Below are 15,541 nucleotides of genomic sequence, written 5' to 3' on the forward strand. Positions count from 1 at the left end.
AGGGCGGAAAACGCCTCAGATGGTACCCGCACCGGTGTCCGGCGTGCCTTGATGGAACGCCATCCGCCAGCGCCCGTCGGCCTCGCGGCGCCACAACGAGGTCCGCAGCGAGCGCGCATGCGCGCCGCCGGCGAGACGCGTTGCCAGGTAATGCAGGCGTGCGACATCGGCCGTCAGAAACACCACACGCATCGGTCCGGCCTCGAACGCGATCCCCTGCTCCACCGGCAGCGACCCCAGCACCTCGGTCTTGCCGAAGACTGCGCCACGTGCGCCGATTTCCATGAAATCGTCGGCGATCAGAGCGGCCACGCGCGCCTGATCCGCACGTGTGGCCGGCCGCAGCAGCTCGCGCTCCTGCGCGATCAGCATCGCGACGATCTCGTCACCGCTCACCCTGCCGGACCCTCGGCCCGACCGGCGGTGGCCGCATAGTGCGCCAGTCGCGTTGCGAGATCGCCGGTGTGCAATTCGAACAGGTGGTTGTCGAAATCGTAAACGTACAGCGACTGCCCTTCCGCCGGATCGCGCGACCGCGACGGCAGGATCTCGGCACCGATGCGCCGCAACCTCGCCTCGCAATCCGGAAGATCCTGCGCGCCGACGGCGAAGGCCACATGCCGGTAGCTGCGCGTGGCCGGCGGCTCGCCCGCCATCGCCGCGATCCAGAGACCACCGAGCAGATAGAACCGCTCCGGCGACAGGGAATGGGTGGCTTCGCCGCTGTCGTAGATCTGCTCGGCGCCCAGCCCCTTGCACAGGAACAGACTCATCCGGTCCAGGTCGCGGACCACGAAGGTGAGATGGCTGAGGCCGCGGATGCTCATCCGCCGACCAGGAACATCTCGACCCGGCGGCGCCCGCGTCGGCGCTCGGCATCGCGCAGTTCGCTGTAACGGTCGGCGCGGCGCGTCCACACCTGGGCGAGGCGATCGACCAGGGCGTCCTCGCCCAGCGCGAGGAGCGGCCGTAACGGCTGTCCGGACGCTGCGAACAGGCAGGTGTACAGGCTGCCGTCGGCGGCCACGCGGGCACGGTGGCAATCGCCGCAGAACGGCGTGCTGACCGAGCTGACGAAGCCGATCTCGCCGCCGCCGTCGACGAAGCCGTGACGCACGGCCACCTCGCCCCGGTAGTGCGGATCCAGCACGCTCAACGGCCAGTGCGCGGCGATCCGCGCGCGCAACTCGGCCGACGGCACCACCCGCTCCGCCGCCCAGCCATTGACGTTGCCGACGTCCATGTACTCGATGAAACGCAGCACGTGCCCGCTGTGGCGGAAATGCTCCACCAGCGGCAGCACCTGATCCTCGTTGACGCCGCGCTGGACCACGCAGTTGATCTTGAGCGCACCGAAACCGGCAGCCTCTGCCGCGGCGATGCCGGCGAGTACGTCGTCGACCTCGCCGCGCCCCCCCGACAGCGTGCGGAAACGATCGGGCGCGAGCGCGTCCAGGCTGATCGTGAGCCGCCGCAACCCGGCATCGCGCAGGGCCTGCGCATGCCGTGCGAGCAGGCTGGCGTTGGTGGTCATGGCCAGGTCGTCGAGCCCAGGCACCGCGGACAATCGCGCGACCAGCTCCGGCAACCCGCGCCGCAGCAACGGCTCGCCGCCGGTCAACCGCAGCTTGCGCACGCCGACCCGGGCGAACCCGCGCACCAGGGTCTCGATCTCGTCGAACGACATCCGGCCGGCGGCATCGAAGCCGTAATCGTCGGGGACGCGGTCGGCCGGCATGCAGTAGCCGCAACGGAAGTTGCAGGCTTCGATCACCGACAGGCGCAGGTCGTGCAGCGGCCGACCCAGGCGATCCAGCGGCAGCACCGGCGACGGCAGGGGGTCGGGCCGGCTCATGCCATCGCCTCCGCAGCCGGATCCGCCAACGCCAGCACCTCGCCCGCATCGGCCACCCGGTGGCCGCGCGCGCGCAGCGCCCGGGCGTCGGCGCGCGAGGCGTGGTGATACAGCACGCAACGCGCCAGCAAGTCGGCCGGATACTCGCGCTCGAGATCGTCGATGCCGCTGTGCGACGGGTTGCCATGCAGTGCGCAGTCGTGGGCGACGAGTTCGTCGCGATCGGCATGACGCGCGAGCATCTCGGGAATCGGCCGCGTGTCGCCGCTCCACACCAGACTGCCCGGCAAACGCAGCCCGAATGCTGTGTCGGGCCAGTGGTGGCGGACCGGAAAGACTTCCAGACGCACTCCGTCGTGCCAGAACGCGTCGCCCACCGGAATCAGCCTGAACGCCTCCCAGAAGTTCGCGCCGCCCTCGGCCAGCACGTTCGGGTAGTCGCCGATGCGCCGATGCAGCAGCGGCACCAGCGGCGCCGGCACGTACACCGGCATGCGGCCACGGCGCGCGGCGTCGAAATACTCCGACACGAACAGCCGCTCGAACCCCGCCACATGATCGAGATGGGTGTGGGTCACGAACAGCGCGCGCGGCGGCGCGCCGTACTCGGCCAGCAGCGCGGTCAGGCCCTCGCCGCCGCAATCGATGGTCAGCCACGGCGCATCGTCGCGCTCGATGGTCGCCATCGGCGAACCCAGCTCGACCGCCGAGGCATTGCCCACCCCATGGAACCGCAGTGCCCAGGACACGTCAGTAGCCCTTCGCCCAGCGGGCGTCGTAGGCGGCTCGCAGCCGCGCGAAGTCGGCGCGGACCTCGGCCTCGGGCCGCGCCCCCCGCAGCTTCACCAGCGAACGCTCGAGCCGGGTGAGGTTGCGCGCCCGCCAGCCGGTTTCCGGCAAGCGGCGGCGGCCGCGGTCGAAATCGATCAACCAGCCCGCGTCGGCCGCGTCGAACAGGATGTTGTGCGCATTGAGATCCGCGTGATCGAGGCCGGCGCGATGGAACCGCGCCACCAGCAGGCCGGTGGCCTCCCACGGGCCGTCGCGTCCCTGCGCGGCGACCCGCTCGGCCAGCGTGAGGACGCCATCCAGGCGGCGGACCAGGATCGCGGCGCGATAGCCCATGCCGCGTCGCAGATAGCACGCGGCGATCGGCTCGGGGACCGGCAGGCCATCGCGGTGCAGATCCCGGGTCAGACGGAACTCGGCGAAGCTGCGTGTCCGGTCCGCACCGCGCCAGCCATACCGGTCCCGGCTCACGCGTGCCGCCATGCCGCCGCGCCGGTACTGCCGCAGCACCGCGTCGCCGAACGGTCCCTGGACGAACCAGGCCCCGCCACGCCCGCCGCTGTCGACCGGCCGTGCGCGATCGCCCCAGGCCTCGGGCTGGAACCAGTCCGCACGCGCCTCGCGCGCCAGCGCGGCGTCGCACAGGATCGCGCCCTGCCCTTCGGACGCACGCTCGCGCCCCGCGCCCTGGACAAGCTGGGCACCCTGGAAGGGAATCAGGCTCTCGGTCGCGTCGAATCGCACCATCCATGCAGTTTAGCGGTGCCGGCCCGCCGCGCGGCGTCTGCGCCGCCACCGCTTACACTGCCGTTCGCGAAACGCACCGTCGCATTCCTTCCCACCACGACCCCAGCCCATGCCGCCATCGCCCGCCCCCCCAGCGCCCGACTCGATCTGCCTGCTGCGCCTGTCCGCGCTGGGCGACGTGACCCACGTTGTGCCGCTGGTCCGCACCCTGCGTACCGCCTGGCCGGAGACCGCACTGACCTGGATCGTCGGGCGCGGCGAGCAGAAACTGCTCGATGGCCTGCCCGGCGTCGACTTCGTGGTCTACGACAAGAAGACCGGCATCGCCGGCATGCGCGCGGTCCGCCGTGGTTTCGGCGGACGGCGTTTCGGGGCCCTGCTGCAGATGCAGGTGGCCGCACGGGCGAACCTGCTGTCGGCCTTCGTGCCCGCACGCCGCCGTGTGGGCTACGACCGGTCGCGCGCGAAGGACCTCCACGGCCTGTTTATCAACGAACGGATCCCCGACCGTCCCGGGATCCATGTGCTCGACGCGATCGGCAGCTTCTGCGAGCCGCTCGGCCTGCGGCAACGCGAGGTCGTGTGGGACCTTCCCGTCCCGGCCGATGCCTGGACGTGGGCCGCGGCCCAGTGGCCCGACGACGACCGCCCGGCGCTGCTGATCTCGCCCTGCTCCAGCCACGTGCTGCGCAACTGGCGCGCCGATCGCTATGCCGCAGTCGCCGACCACGCGTTGTCACGTGGCTGGCGGGTGGTGCTGTGCGGCGGGCGCAGCGCACTGGAGCGCGACACCGCCGATGCCATCCTCGCCGCCATGCAGGGTGAGGCTTTGGACCTGGTCGGCAAGGACACCCTCAAGCAGTTGCCCGCCTTGCTCGCGCGCGCCGCGCTGGTGATGACGCCCGACGCCGGCCCCATGCACATCGCCAACGCCATGGGCGCCAAGGTGCTCGGCCTGCATGCGGCCAGCAATCCTGCCCGCAGCGGGCCTTACTCCGATCTGCGTTACTGCGTGGACCGTTACGACGATGCCGCCCGCCGCTATCTCGGCCGTTCAGCCGACGACCTGAAGTGGGGTGCAAAGATCGAACGCGAGGGCGTCATGGATCTCGTCACCGTGACCGACGCCATCGATGCCTTCGAACGGTATGTCGAAGACCGCGATCACGGTCGCCTGTCCACAGGATGAGCCCCATGCCGCACCCGACCACACCGCCCTCGCCCCGTCCGACCGCACTCGCGCGCCTGGCTCGCCCACTGCTGCTGGGAGCCGGCGTACTGGTCGCGCTGGCGACGCTGGCGATCGCCGACATGCGCCAGCCCGGCGCCGATGCCGGCCAATGGCTGTTCATGGCCGGCCTGATCGTGGCCGGCTTCCTGCCGTACGCCATCCTCGTACTGGCCGCCCGCACCGGACCGGCCTGGGTGGCGGTACTCGCCGGCCTGGCAATGGCGGCGCTCGACCTCGCCGCCCGCGTACGCGTGCGCTGGTTCCCGCAGGATGCGCAGGACGGACTGCTGCTGGTCGCGTTGCCGGTGTGGTTGATTCCGGCGGCCCTGGTGCTGTGGTGCGCGATGGCGGTGGTCCAGGGCATCCGTCTGGCCGACGCGCGGCGCAGTGCGGAGGCCGCGCGCCGGGCGCGCGGCGATCGGGATCAGCGCGACGCCGGTGGCTCCGCGCCGCCGCGGTAATCCTCGTAGGACTTCTCCTCGACGTAGCTGGATCCGAGCGCGAGATTGATCTCCTTCTTCACCCGGGCCCGCTCGTCGTTTTCGAAGTAGACGCTGCGTGCCAGACGCACGAACTCGTCGTCGAAGGCCTGCGCCTTCTCCTTGATCCGGATGTCGTCCTCGATCACCCACAACCGCTCGTTGACGGCCTTGAGCTCCGCGCGCAGGCGGGCGATGTCGTGACCGGCGGCCGGATGCGCCATCCAGGTCTTCTCCAGCGCCGACAGCTCGTTGCGCACATTGGCGAGCTTGGCCGGATCGGCGATCCGCTCGGACTTGATCTGCAGGATGGCGATCTTGTCGAGCAGTTCGCCGAAGGACACGGGGACGAGGATTTCGGACATGGACGCGCAACCTGGGCAAAGAAGGTCAGTGTAGCGCGGCGCTTTGCCCGCTTGTCCGGCGCCGGGCGCCCCCGTATCATGTGCGGCCCCGTGGTCTGAGGCTGCGGGGCCACCGGAGAGGTGGCAGAGTGGTTGAATGTACCTGACTCGAAATCAGGCAGGCGTTTATAGCGCCTCGGGGGTTCGAATCCCCCCCTCTCCGCCAGAGTCGCGAAACGCCCCGTCAGGGGCGTTTCTCTTTTCCGCGCGTCATCTCTGCTAGGTTTAGCGCCATGCGCCCCCTCCGCCCGAGACGTCCGCGCCCGCCCCGCATCGCCAGCCCTTGGCCGGCGCCTTCGCCGCAGTCGCGACGCGCATGATCGAATTCGGGCACCTCACCCATGCCGGCCTGCGGCGGGAACTGAACGAAGATACCTACTACGGCGATGCCGAGCTCGGCCTGTGGCTGGTCGCCGACGGCATGGGCGGCCACGAGTACGGCGAGGTCGCCAGTGCGCTGGCGCGAGAGGCCGTGGTGCGCGAGGTCCGGCGCGGCACCGAGTTGCCGCGTGCGATCCAGATCGCCGACGAGGACATCATCCGCGCGTCGCGGCAACGCCACGACACGCTGCCCATGGGCACCACGATCGTCGCCGCGCGCATCGAGGGCCGCCGGTTCCAGGTCGCCTGGGTCGGCGACAGCCGCGTCTACCTGTGGCGCGACGGACGCCTGGTGCAGCTTTCGCAGGACCACAGCTACGTGCAGGAACTGATTTCCCAGGGCACGATCAGCATCGACCAGGCCCGCCATCACCCGCATCGCAACGTGGTCACCCAGGCCCTCGGCGTCACCGATCCGGACGCGCTGAAGGTCGAGACACTTTCGGGCGAGCTGAGCCCCGGCATGCAACTGTTGCTGTGCAGCGACGGGCTGACCGAGGAGGTCGACGACCGCGGCATCGCCCGGGTACTGGCCCACCACGAATGCAGCGCGCAGGAATGCGTCGACGGACTGGTCGCCGCCGCGCTGGACAACGGCGGCTCGGACAACATCACCGTGGTGCTGATCCGCAGCCTGGCCTGACGGCCGCACAGCCGCCGGCGGACGCGCGCGCGTGCTCTTCCCGGCCTCCTGCCGCATAGGGCGATCGTGCCGCAGCGGCCTGCAGCCTCGCGATCGGTCGTCCCTGCCGCTGTCCGGCGCGTTCTTCAGCCGGCGTCCCAGACGGCCTGACCGCCCGCCCGCTTGCGGATGGCCTCCATCCGCGCGGCGTGCGCGGCCAGATCGGCTTCCGGTACCACGATCTGCGGGCGCGGCCCGGCCGCCATGTGCCCCAGCGCCGCAGCCGCCGAGACCCGGGACGTCGCATCCTCCATCGCGCCGAACCCGATCTCGCCCTGCCCCGACGTCAGCGCCAGGTACACCTCGGCCAGCAACTGGGCATCGAGCAGTGCGCCGTGCAACTGGCGGTGGGCGTTGTCCACGCCCAGACGCTTGCACAGCGCATCGAGCGAGTTGCGCTGACCCGGATATCGCTTGCGTGCGACCGCCAGCGAATCGAGCACGCTCACCCGCTCGGCCAGGAGGCCGTAGCGGCCGTCGAACCTCGCCAGTTCGGCCTCCAGGAACCCCATGTCGAAGGCCGCGTTGTGGATCACCAGTTCGGCGCCGTCGACGAACGCCAGGAATTCCTCCACGACGTCCTCGAACAGCGGCTTGTCGGCCAGGAACTCCAGCGTCAGGCCGGTGACTTCCTGCGCGCCCTGCTCGAACTCGCGCTGCGGATTCATGTAACGGTGGAAGGTCCGGCCGGTCGGGCGGCGCTCCACCATCTCCACGCAGCCGATCTCGACCACGCGATTGCCCTTCTTCCACTCCAGGCCGGTGGTTTCGGTGTCGAGAACGATCTGGCGCATGCGGTCCTGCGGTGACGGAAGAAGCGGGAAGAGCTTAGCCGACGGCGGCACCGGCGCGCTGGCGGACGGCCTGATCGCGGGCGAGCGCGTCGACGCGTTCGTTGTCGGGATCGCCGTTGTGGCCCTTCACCCAACGCCATTCGACCTGGTGCTGACGCGCCGCCGCGTGCAGGCGCTGCCACAGCTCCTGGTTCTTCACCGGCTCGCCGGCGGCGGTACGCCAGTTGCGTCGCACCCAATTGGGCATCCATTCGGTGATGCCCTTGCGCACGTATTGCGAATCGGTCTGCAGCATGACCTCACAGGGCTCGGTCAAGGCTTCGAGCCCGGCGATCGCCGCCATCAACTCCATGCGGTTGTTGGTCGTCAGCGGCTCGCCGCCGACCAGTTCCTTTTCCTTGCCGCGATAGCGCAGCAACGCCGCCCAACCGCCCGGCCCCGGATTGCCCAGGCAGGCGCCATCGGTGTGGATCTCGATCGACTTGCGCATCAGGCCGCCGACACGCCACGCGGCAAGACCAGCTTGCGCCGCGGCAGCGGCGTCAGTGCGGCCACCCGCTTCTCCGCCCGCAGCGCGTACGCCGCGCACAGGCCGGGGCCGGAACGCAGGGCGTCGTCGACACGCGGCGTCCAGCTCGGTCCGATCCCCTGCGACACCGGCTCGGGCTCCAGGCCCGCCCGCCGCAGTCGACGTCGCCAACCGAGCGGTTCGCTGGCACGCAGGCCCTGCCCGCGCCAGCGCCAGCGATACGGCGACAGCGGATTGAGCGCCAGCAGCCAGAGCCGTCCACCGGCCTCGAGCAGGCGGGCCGCCTCGTCCAGCAGCAGATCGTCGTTGCCGCCAGCCCGGACCACATGTTGCAGGACCACCGTGCCCATCGACCCGCTCGGGAACGGCAACGGCGCGTCGCAGCGCACCTCACCCTGCCAGCGCTCGCCATCGGCCCACAGCCGGATGCCGCGGCCGCAGGCGGCGGCCACCGGCCCGGATGCGGCCGAAGGCGCGAGCCAGAGCCAGGGCGGCGCCGGCCGGTCGGCCAAGGCACGTTCGAGCATGGTGGTCTCGCCGTCGACCAGCGCCTGGCCGGCAGGGGTCGCGAACCAGGCGGTCCGCGGAGGTTGACCGGGCAGTGAGGTGACGGGCATGGTCGCGCATTCTACAGACCCAGGAGCGCCCGCCGATGCGGCTGCAGCCGATCCCGGCCCTGTCGGACAATTACATCTGGTGGCTGCGCGACGACGCCGGCAGCAACGCGATCATCGTCGACCCGGGCGAGGCGGCCCCGGTGCTCGCGGCGCTGCAGGCCCCGCCCCTGGCGGTGCTGTTGACCCATCACCACCACGACCATATCGACGGCATCCCCGCCCTGCAGGCACGCTGGCCCGGTCTGACGGTGATCGCCCCGGACGACCCGCGCATCGTCCACGCCAGCCGCCGGGTGGCCGACGGCGACCGCGTGGACATCGGCCCCTGGCGCTTCGAAACCCTGGCCGTCCCCGGCCATACCGAGACCCACGTCGCATTCCACGGGCATGGCCTCCTGTTCTGTGGTGATACCCTGTTCAGTCTCGGTTGCGGGCGCATGTTCGAGGGTACGCCCGCCCGGATGCTGGCCTCGCTCGACCGGCTGGCCGCCCTGCCCGGCAAGACCCTAGTCTGCTGCGGCCATGAATACACCCGAGCCAACGCCCGGTTCGCCCGGACGGTCGAGCCGGACAACGCGGCGCTGATGCGCCGCAGCGAGGAAGTGGACGACATGCGAGAACGCGGACATCCCAGCCTGCCCAGCCGGCTGGACATCGAAACGGCCTGCAACCCCTTCCTGCGCATCGACGCACCGGGTGTGCGTGCGGCGGTGCGAGCGCATGCCGCACTCGCCGCCGACGCCGATCGCGATGCCTATTTCGGTGCCCTGCGCGCCTGGAAAGACGACTTCCCCGCATGAGGCGGTGCCGCACACCGGCCCGACGGCGGTTGGTGGCGGGGCTGATGCTCTGCCTGCTGGCGCCCTGGACCGCCGCGGTGGCCGGCGCCGCCGTCCCGCCCTCCGCCACCGCGCCCGATGCGCCACCTGCCGCCCCCAGCGTCCAAGGCAGCGAGATCTACCAGCGCTTCGTCGACGGCCTGTCCGACCGCGATTGCAGCGCCGACACCAGCGACCGCTGGCGACGCCATTTCGGCCATGTGCCCCGCGATCTCGCCAATCAGCCCGACAAGCTGCTGCCGCTGTTCGGTTACGTCATCGATCAGCTGCAGGCCCATCACCTGCCCACCGAATACGCACTGATCCCGTTCGTGGAAAGCGGCTATCGGCCCGGCGCACGCAGCAATGCCGGACCGGCCGGACTGTGGCAGTTCATTGCGCGGACCGCGCGCAACCACAATGTGGCGATCCGCCCGGGCTACGACGGTCGCCTGTCGCCGGTGGACTCGACCCAGGCGGCAGTGCGCTACCTCAAGACCCTCCACGGCATGTTCGCCGGCGACTGGCGGCTCGCGGTGATGGGCTACAACGCCGGTGAGTACCGGGTGTTCGGCGCACTCAAGCAGGCCGGCCAGCGGGCGGCCGACGCACGGCCCGAGGACCTGCCGATGCCGCAGACCACCAAGGCCTACGTGAGCAAGCTGCAGGCGTTGTCCTGCCTGCTCGTGGAAGCCGGCGAACGCGAAGAATGGCTGCAGGCGATCGACCATACGGTTCCCGTCCTGGCACCCGCACCGCTGCCGCGCACCGCCGGCAACCTGGACAGCTGGGCATCGCGCCAGGGGCACGACCCGGACCTGATCCGCCGCATGAATCCCGCCTTTCCTGAAGGGCGCGTCGCCAGCGCCGACCGCGAACTGCGCGTACTGGCGCCCGCGGTGGCCGTGTCCGACACGGCCCCCGACACCGTCCTGGCCGCCACCGAGCCGCGCGACAGCGCTGCGGCACCCGCGGCCGCCGTGACGGCGAGCGCGCCCACTGCGGTGGTCCACTACGCCGAGGCGATCGAGCCACCGCGTTCCCACGTGGTCGCACGTGGCGATTCGATCTGGCGCATCGCCCGCCGCTACGGTGTCGGCGTGGCGCAACTGCTGGCCCGTAACGGGCTCACCCGCGACAGCGTGCTGCGTCCGGGCACGATTCTGCTGATCGACGACGTCCTGCCGGGCGCACTGAGCGCCGCCAGCGCCGACAGAAGCGACGGCAGCCGCTGACGCTGGCGGGAGCGCTTCGAGGCCACACCCGAGCGCCCGACGAGAGACCCGCGGCTCGAAGCCGCCACGTATTCGCCGACCTGATCTGACCTGAAGGCGGACGACGAGCCGGCAGGGGGCTGCAGCACCCGCGACGTGACAGCCATCGCGCTCGCGGCCAGGTGAGACGCCGCACGCCCGTCACGCGCGGGGCTCGTCCAGCACAGCGTCCACCACCGTGCGAGCCGTTTCCCGCCGCACGCCGTTTCGGCCCCACCTGTGCCGACGTCCCACGAAAAAGGGCGCGGAGATCACCTCCGCGCCCTTTCGGGATTTCGCCCGGCCTGACGCCGGATCAGAGGCGCTGCTCGTAGACCTCCACCTTCATGCCGGCACGCAGCTGGCGCAGCAGCGTGGTGGCCGCTTCGTTGCCCATCAGTGCCGCGAGCTGCTGACGCAGCATCTGCCGCTCCTGGTCGCTGGCCTCGCCCGGATCGCCCGGCGTCACCGCAGTGACCGCGTAGACGACCACGCTGCCGTCGTCCAGCGCCACACGGCCGGGAGAAACCGCTCCGTCCTCCGGCACCGCGGCGCGGAAGTACGCATCCACCGCCGCCGGGTGCGGCACCGGCGTGCCACGCGGCACACCGGGCACGTCCTGTACCGAAAGACCGTCCCGGTCCGCCACCACGTCCGCCAACGACGCACCTTCGCCGATGCGCTCGACCATCGCATCGGCCGTGGCCAGATTCGCCGTGCGCGCACGGTCGGCATGGATGGCCGCGACCACCCGGTCACGGACCGACTCGAGCGGTTCCACGCGCTCGGGCTCGTGCGCATCCACCCGCAGCATCACCGCCTGGTTGGGACCGGTTTCGACCGGATCGCTGACGGTCCCGTCCTCGATCAGGGTCGGGTTGAACGCCATCCGCTGCACGGCCGGATTGGCGAGTACGCCCTGCGCACCGCCACGCGGGAACGGGCCGGCGCGCTGCACGCTCACGCCGGCCTCCTCGGCCGCGGCGGTCAGCGAGGTCGGATTGCGGTAAGCGCGATCCACGACCCGATTGACGAGTTCGCTGAACTCCCGCTCGCTGTCGCCGGACACGAGCTCCTGTTCGATCTGGCCGCGCACCTCCTCGAACGGCGTCTGCCGGCCTTCGCGGCGGTCGCGCAGCTGCAGGACATGCCAGCCGAATTCTGTTTCCACCGGTGCCACGTCGCCGGGCTGCATCTGCGCCAGCGCGGCATCGAACCCTTCGCCCATCATCCCGGGCTCCAGCCACCCCAGGTCGCCGCCGGCATCGCGGGAACCGGGATCCCCGGAGCGTTCGCGGGCCAACGCGGCGAAGTCGGCACCGCCTTCGATTTCCGCCGTCATCGCCTCCGCCTGCTCGCGTGCGGCCTGGCGCGCCTGCGCGTCGCCGGCCGGCGCCTCGACCAGGATGTGCGAGACCTGCCATTGGTCCGGCTCGGAGTAACGCGCGATCTCCTGCTCGTAATGCGCACGCAAGGCCTCTTCGTCGACCGCGTCCGCCTGCTGCGCACCGCTGGTCTCGACGACGATGTACTCGACCGAGACCGACTCCGGCGCCCGGTAGTCGGCCTGATGCGCCTGATACCAGGCCTGCACCTCCTCGTCGCTCACGTCGGTGTCGTCGATGGCGGGCGGCAGCACCGCGAACGACACATCGCGCCGCTCGCCCAGCAACACCAGCAGGCGCTCGACCTGATCCGGGGTCACGAAAGCCGACTGCGCCACGTGCGTCGGCAACAGCGACTGCTGCAGGCTCTCGCGGATCAGTTCCTGGAACTGCGCCGGCGACTGCGGCGGCACCTGCGACTGCAACGCGAGCTGGTAACGCTGCGAATCGAAGCGCCCGTCGACCTGGAACGCCGGAATCTGCTGGATCTGCTCACGCACCTGGGCATCGCCCACCGCGACGCCGCGATTGCGCGCAGCCAAACGCAGGACCGCCTGATCCACCAGCTGCTCCAGGACCTGGCGGCGGTTGTCCGGCGACTCGAACGCGATGCCGTCGAAGGCCTCGCCATCGGCGTCGCGGCGCGCCTGGCGCTCCTGCTCGAACGCACGGCGGAAATCGTCGGGCGTGACGTCCTCGTGCGTCCAGGCGAATCTGCGCACCAGCCACCAGTCCGGCGCACCACGCCACCACGACGGCGGCGCCTCCACCCGTGCGACCTGGCTGCCGCCCTGGAACAGGAACTGCTCACTCCCGAAGAACGCGAACGGAATCGCCAGCAGGACCACGATGACCACCGCGATCCAACCGCTCGTTTTTTCTCTCAGGGCTTGCAGCATGGCGACGACCGACGTTTTGACGTAGCCGCGCAGTTTAACCGGATTGCGGCCCGGCGGCAGCGGCCGGCCCGGACAAAGAAAAAGGCGCCACGAGGGCGCCTTCTTCGGGACGATGGCGGAGCGGACGGGACTCGAACCCGCGACCTCCGGCGTGACAGGCCAGCATTCTAACCAACTGAACTACCGCTCCAATGTCCTTGCCCATGCAGCCTGGCCGCATGGCGGATTGGGTCACGGAACAACTGACCCGACCCTTTGCAGAAAAGAAGGGCACCGTTCCCGGTGCCCTTCAGAGTTCGTGGCGGAGCGGACGGGACTCGAACCCGCGACCTCCGGCGTGACAGGCCAGCATTCTAACCAACTGAACTACCGCTCCACGTGCAACTCTTCAAACCTGTGGCTTGGTGGGTGCTGAGGGTTTCGAACCCCCGACCCTCGCCTTGTAAGGGCGACGCTCTACCACTGAGCTAAGCACCCCCGAAGGAGCCGCTTAATTTACACCGTCCTTGAGCGCTTTGCCAGCCTTGAACGCAGGATTCTTGGTGGCCGGAATCTGGATCTCTTCGCCGGTGCGCGGGTTGCGACCGGTACGGGCGGCGCGCTCACGGACTTCGAAGGTACCGAAACCGGCGATGGCGACGTCCTCGCCCTGACGCAGACCGTCGGCGATGGCATCGAACACGGCGTCGACGGCGCACGTGGCCTGGGCCTTGGTGAGGTCGCACTTCTCGGCGACGACGGAGATCATGTCGGATTTCTTCATTGAGAGACGCTCCTGGGCGACGGATGTGTCGCGAAAAAAATGGCGGCCGGCCAAGCGCTCGAATTGATGTTCTGCCAGCCGGTCCGGAAGGCGCGATGTGCGACCGAGGTCGCGCATCGCGAGTGCGGGCTTTATACCAGCCGCGGCCCTGCACACGCAAGAAAAAGCGCATAAGGGCGCGGTTTTTCTGCCGTTAACGCAGTGACCGCGAGACTGTCAATGCTTGACGCCGGCCTGCGTGCCCGACTTGCGCGTGCGCGACTTCGGAACGACCTCGCCGACGTCCTTCTTCGCCGCCTTCGGGGCCAGGGGACGCTCGAGCGCGAGATCGAGAACCTCGTCGACCCACTTCACCGGCACGATCTTGATGTGCTGGGTCACGGTCTTCGGAATGTCGGTCAGGTCCTTGCGGTTCTCCTCCGGGATGATCACCGTGCGGATGCCGCCACGCATCGCCGCCAGCAGCTTCTCCTTCAGTCCGCCGATCGCGGTGACCCGTCCGCGCAGGGTGATCTCGCCGGTCATCGCCACATCGGCGCGCACCGGGATCTTGGTCAGCGTCGACACCAGCGCCGTGGTCATCGCGATGCCGGCGCTCGGACCGTCTTTCGGCGTGGCGCCATCGGGCACGTGGACATGGACGTCGTGCTTCTGCAGGAAGTCGATCTCCATGCCGAGGCGCTCCGCGCGCGCGCGCACCACCGACAGCGCCGCCGACGCCGACTCCTTCATCACGTCGCCGAGCTGGCCGGTCAGGATCAGCTGGCCCTTGCCGGGCACGAGGGTGGATTCGATCTGCAGCAGGTCGCCACCGACCTCGGTCCAGGCCAGCCCGGTGACCAGACCGATCTCGTTGTCCTCCTCGGCGCGACCGAAGTCGTAACGGCGCACGCCCAGATACTTGTCGAGATTCTTCTCGCCCACTGACACCGCCTTGGCCTTCTTGGCCTGCGGGCCGGCCAGCGCGATTTCCTTGACCACCTTGCGGCAGATCTTGGAGATCTCGCGCTCCAGGTTGCGCACGCCGGATTCGCGCGTGTAGAAGCGCACGATGTCACGGATCGCGGCCTCGGCGATCTTCAGTTCCTCGGGCTTGAGCCCGTTGGCCTTGAGCTGCTTGGGCACCAAGTAACGGGTGGCGATGTTGAGCTTCTCTTCCTCGGTGTAGCCGGGAATGCGGATGACCTCCATCCGGTCGAGCAGCGGCCCCGGGATGTTGAGCGAGTTGGACGTCGCCACGAACATCACCTCGGACAGGTCGAGGTCGACCTCGAGATAGTGATCGTTGAACGCGTTGTTCTGCTCCGGATCGAGTACCTCCAGCAACGCCGAGGACGGGTCGCCGCGGAAATCCATCGACATCTTGTCGATCTCGTCGAGCACGAACAGCGGATTCTTGGTGCCGGCCTTGTTGAGGTTCTGCACGATCCGCCCCGGCATCGAACCGACGTAGGTACGGCGATGGCCCCGGATCTCGGCCTCGTCGCGCACGCCACCCAGGCTCATGCGCACGAACTTGCGGTTGGTGGCCTTGGCGATCGACTGCCCCAGCGAGGTCTTGCCGACGCCGGGCGGCCCGACCAGACACAGGATCGGGCCGCGCAGTTGCTTCACCCGCGCCTGCACCGCGAGGTACTCGAGGATGCGTTCCTTGACCTTCTCCAGGCCGTAGTGATCGGCGTCCAGTGTTTCCTCGGCCACCTTCAGATCCTTGCGCACCTTGCTGCGCTTCTTCCACGGCACGCCGAGAATCCACTCCAGATAATTGCGCACGACCGCGGCCTCGGCCGACATCGGCGACATCTGCTTGAGCTTGCTGAACTCGCTCTTGGCCTTGGCCTCCACCGGCTTGGGCATCCCGGCCTCGGCGATCTTGCGCGCGACCTCCTCGATGTCGTTGGGCGCATCGTCCATC

At 69.6% G+C, this 15,541-nt stretch carries 17 protein-coding genes and 4 tRNA genes; 6 read left to right on the forward strand and 15 right to left on the reverse strand.

Going from position 1 to position 15,541, the window contains the following annotated elements; all coding sequences use genetic code 11:
- Positions 1-15: 15 nt before the first annotated feature.
- From RG19_RS10340 to RG19_RS10360, 5 genes are read right to left on the reverse strand one after another with little or no spacing between them, the layout of a single operon-like run.
- Positions 16-396 carry a nuclear transport factor 2 family protein gene (locus RG19_RS10340; RefSeq protein ID WP_058835206.1) on the reverse strand — a complete coding sequence of 127 codons (381 nt, stop codon included), beginning with the start codon at positions 394-396 and terminating at the stop codon, positions 16-18.
- A complete protein-coding gene (fosX, locus tag RG19_RS10345; RefSeq protein ID WP_058835207.1) occupies positions 393-827 on the reverse strand; it encodes a FosX/FosE/FosI family fosfomycin resistance hydrolase in 435 nt (144 codons plus the stop codon). Before fosX ends, RG19_RS10340 begins: the two co-directional genes overlap by 4 nt.
- Positions 824-1,855 carry a GTP 3',8-cyclase MoaA gene (moaA, locus tag RG19_RS10350; RefSeq protein ID WP_058835208.1) on the reverse strand — a complete coding sequence of 344 codons (1,032 nt, stop codon included), beginning with the start codon at positions 1,853-1,855 and terminating at the stop codon, positions 824-826. Before moaA ends, fosX begins: the two co-directional genes overlap by 4 nt.
- On the reverse strand, positions 1,852-2,604 hold the full coding sequence (locus RG19_RS10355; RefSeq protein WP_058835209.1) for an MBL fold metallo-hydrolase: 753 nt from the start codon (positions 2,602-2,604) through the stop codon (positions 1,852-1,854). The genes moaA and RG19_RS10355 overlap by 4 nt, the downstream gene beginning before the upstream one ends.
- Position 2,605: 1 nt before the next feature.
- Positions 2,606-3,391: a 3-deoxy-D-manno-octulosonic acid kinase gene (locus RG19_RS10360; protein WP_058835210.1), complete on the reverse strand. Its 786-nt coding sequence runs from the start codon at positions 3,389-3,391 to the stop codon at positions 2,606-2,608.
- A 109-nt stretch (positions 3,392-3,500) separates the two neighbouring features.
- On the opposite strand from RG19_RS10360, the gene RG19_RS10365 reads away from it, so the two are divergent.
- The gene (locus tag RG19_RS10365; RefSeq protein WP_058835211.1) at positions 3,501-4,580 is read left to right on the forward strand and encodes a glycosyltransferase family 9 protein; all 1,080 of its coding nucleotides are present in this window, start codon (positions 3,501-3,503) and stop codon (positions 4,578-4,580) included.
- A gap of 5 nt (positions 4,581-4,585) precedes the next feature.
- A complete protein-coding gene (locus RG19_RS10370) occupies positions 4,586-5,083 on the forward strand; it encodes a hypothetical protein (protein ID WP_058835212.1) in 498 nt (165 codons plus the stop codon).
- Here RG19_RS10370 and RG19_RS10375 read toward each other — a convergent pair.
- Entirely contained in the window at positions 5,047-5,466 is a 420-nt protein-coding gene (locus RG19_RS10375) for a DUF6165 family protein (protein WP_058835213.1), read from the reverse strand. The two genes, RG19_RS10370 and RG19_RS10375, sit on opposite strands and share 37 nt — an antisense overlap.
- 114 nt (positions 5,467-5,580) lie before the next feature.
- Between RG19_RS10375 and RG19_RS10380 the strand changes: the two genes are divergently transcribed.
- Both RG19_RS10380 and RG19_RS10385 read left to right on the forward strand, forming a co-directional pair.
- Positions 5,581-5,671, forward strand: a tRNA-Ser gene (locus RG19_RS10380).
- Positions 5,672-5,821: 150 nt separating this feature from the next.
- The gene (locus tag RG19_RS10385; RefSeq protein WP_058836547.1) at positions 5,822-6,529 is read left to right on the forward strand and encodes a PP2C family protein-serine/threonine phosphatase; all 708 of its coding nucleotides are present in this window, start codon (positions 5,822-5,824) and stop codon (positions 6,527-6,529) included.
- A 125-nt stretch (positions 6,530-6,654) separates the two neighbouring features.
- On the opposite strand, the gene dnaQ is transcribed toward RG19_RS10385, so the two are convergent.
- From dnaQ to RG19_RS10400, 3 genes are read right to left on the reverse strand one after another with little or no spacing between them, the layout of a single operon-like run.
- The gene (dnaQ, locus tag RG19_RS10390; protein WP_058835214.1) at positions 6,655-7,362 is read right to left on the reverse strand and encodes a DNA polymerase III subunit epsilon; all 708 of its coding nucleotides are present in this window, start codon (positions 7,360-7,362) and stop codon (positions 6,655-6,657) included.
- A gap of 34 nt (positions 7,363-7,396) precedes the next feature.
- On the reverse strand, positions 7,397-7,852 hold the full coding sequence (gene rnhA / locus RG19_RS10395; protein WP_058835215.1) for a ribonuclease HI: 456 nt from the start codon (positions 7,850-7,852) through the stop codon (positions 7,397-7,399).
- On the reverse strand, positions 7,852-8,508 hold the full coding sequence (locus RG19_RS10400; RefSeq protein WP_058835216.1) for a class I SAM-dependent methyltransferase: 657 nt from the start codon (positions 8,506-8,508) through the stop codon (positions 7,852-7,854). Before RG19_RS10400 ends, rnhA begins: the two co-directional genes overlap by 1 nt.
- 35 nt (positions 8,509-8,543) lie before the next feature.
- Between RG19_RS10400 and gloB the strand changes: the two genes are divergently transcribed.
- Together gloB and RG19_RS10410 are read left to right on the forward strand one after the other, a co-directional pair.
- The gene (gene gloB, locus RG19_RS10405) at positions 8,544-9,308 is read left to right on the forward strand and encodes a hydroxyacylglutathione hydrolase (RefSeq protein WP_058835217.1); all 765 of its coding nucleotides are present in this window, start codon (positions 8,544-8,546) and stop codon (positions 9,306-9,308) included.
- A 44-nt stretch (positions 9,309-9,352) separates the two neighbouring features.
- The gene (locus RG19_RS10410) at positions 9,353-10,561 is read left to right on the forward strand and encodes a lytic transglycosylase domain-containing protein (RefSeq protein ID WP_058835218.1); all 1,209 of its coding nucleotides are present in this window, start codon (positions 9,353-9,355) and stop codon (positions 10,559-10,561) included.
- 334 nt (positions 10,562-10,895) lie between these two features.
- On the opposite strand, the gene RG19_RS10415 is transcribed toward RG19_RS10410, so the two are convergent.
- From RG19_RS10415 to lon, 6 genes are all read right to left on the reverse strand, one after another.
- Positions 10,896-12,863 carry a peptidyl-prolyl cis-trans isomerase gene (locus tag RG19_RS10415; protein ID WP_082672605.1) on the reverse strand — a complete coding sequence of 656 codons (1,968 nt, stop codon included), beginning with the start codon at positions 12,861-12,863 and terminating at the stop codon, positions 10,896-10,898.
- A 113-nt stretch (positions 12,864-12,976) separates the two neighbouring features.
- Positions 12,977-13,053 (reverse strand) — tRNA-Asp (locus RG19_RS10420).
- Positions 13,054-13,162: 109 nt separating this feature from the next.
- Positions 13,163-13,239: transfer RNA gene (locus RG19_RS10425), tRNA-Asp, on the reverse strand.
- Between the two features lie 26 nt (positions 13,240-13,265).
- A tRNA-Val gene (locus RG19_RS10430) sits at positions 13,266-13,340 on the reverse strand.
- A gap of 13 nt (positions 13,341-13,353) precedes the next feature.
- Positions 13,354-13,626 (reverse strand): HU family DNA-binding protein, encoded by a 273-nt coding sequence (locus RG19_RS10435; RefSeq protein WP_058835220.1) that lies wholly within the window; start codon positions 13,624-13,626, stop codon positions 13,354-13,356.
- Between the two features lie 216 nt (positions 13,627-13,842).
- The coding region (gene lon, locus RG19_RS10440) for an endopeptidase La (RefSeq protein WP_082672606.1) at positions 13,843-15,541 on the reverse strand (1,699 nt) is incomplete at its 5' end.

The organism is Luteimonas abyssi (genome assembly GCF_001482195.1).
Lineage (GTDB): Bacteria > Pseudomonadota > Gammaproteobacteria > Xanthomonadales > Xanthomonadaceae > Luteimonas > Luteimonas abyssi.

Excerpts from the sequence above, each read along its gene's own strand:
- RG19_RS10410 (WP_058835218.1), top strand. The coding sequence starts at position 9,353 with ATGCTCTGCCTGCTGGCGCCCTGGACCGCCGCGGTGGCCGGCGCCGCC.
- dnaQ (WP_058835214.1), bottom strand. The coding sequence starts at position 7,362 with ATGCGCCAGATCGTTCTCGACACCGAAACCACCGGCCTGGAGTGGAAG.
- moaA (WP_058835208.1), bottom strand. The coding sequence starts at position 1,855 with ATGAGCCGGCCCGACCCCCTGCCGTCGCCGGTGCTGCCGCTGGATCGC.
- RG19_RS10370 (WP_058835212.1), top strand. The coding sequence starts at position 4,586 with ATGCCGCACCCGACCACACCGCCCTCGCCCCGTCCGACCGCACTCGCG.
- RG19_RS10435 (WP_058835220.1), bottom strand. The coding sequence starts at position 13,626 with ATGAAGAAATCCGACATGATCTCCGTCGTCGCCGAGAAGTGCGACCTC.
- gloB (WP_058835217.1), top strand. The coding sequence starts at position 8,544 with ATGCGGCTGCAGCCGATCCCGGCCCTGTCGGACAATTACATCTGGTGG.
- RG19_RS10415 (WP_082672605.1), bottom strand. The coding sequence starts at position 12,863 with ATGCTGCAAGCCCTGAGAGAAAAAACGAGCGGTTGGATCGCGGTGGTC.
- RG19_RS10400 (WP_058835216.1), bottom strand. The coding sequence starts at position 8,508 with ATGCCCGTCACCTCACTGCCCGGTCAACCTCCGCGGACCGCCTGGTTC.
- RG19_RS10360 (WP_058835210.1), bottom strand. The coding sequence starts at position 3,391 with ATGGTGCGATTCGACGCGACCGAGAGCCTGATTCCCTTCCAGGGTGCC.
- RG19_RS10375 (WP_058835213.1), bottom strand. The coding sequence starts at position 5,466 with ATGTCCGAAATCCTCGTCCCCGTGTCCTTCGGCGAACTGCTCGACAAG.
- fosX (WP_058835207.1), bottom strand. The coding sequence starts at position 827 with ATGAGCATCCGCGGCCTCAGCCATCTCACCTTCGTGGTCCGCGACCTG.
- RG19_RS10365 (WP_058835211.1), top strand. The coding sequence starts at position 3,501 with ATGCCGCCATCGCCCGCCCCCCCAGCGCCCGACTCGATCTGCCTGCTG.
- rnhA (WP_058835215.1), bottom strand. The coding sequence starts at position 7,852 with ATGCGCAAGTCGATCGAGATCCACACCGATGGCGCCTGCCTGGGCAAT.
- RG19_RS10385 (WP_058836547.1), top strand. The coding sequence starts at position 5,822 with ATGATCGAATTCGGGCACCTCACCCATGCCGGCCTGCGGCGGGAACTG.